Annotated in this window: 1 protein-coding gene; it reads right to left on the reverse strand. The window is 51.1% G+C overall.

Translation table 11 applies throughout. The features are described from left to right. Window positions 1-276: hypothetical protein (locus LKK83_RS28980; protein ID WP_324634938.1), on the reverse strand; the 276-nt coding region annotated here is incomplete at both ends.

Below are 276 nucleotides of genomic sequence, written 5' to 3' on the forward strand. Positions count from 1 at the left end.
ACACCCGACGGGGGATAAATCCCCCGTATAACAGCTCAAGTCGGTTGAAACCGACTAAAATATTTGTCCTGTAAAGCAACACCCGACGGGGGATAAATCCCCCGTATAACAGCTCAAGTCGGTTGAAACCGAAATCTTGCACCAGTTGCAACGCCCGACGGGGGATAAATCCCCCGTATAACAGCTCAAGTCGGTTGAGACCGAAATCTTGCACCAGTTGCAACACCCGACGGGGGATAAATCCCCCGTATAACAGCTCAAGTCGGTTGAAACCGA

The sequence above is a fragment of the Phormidium sp. CCY1219 genome, assembly GCF_035615515.1.
Taxonomy (GTDB): Bacteria; Cyanobacteriota; Cyanobacteriia; order Cyanobacteriales; family Laspinemataceae; genus CCY1219.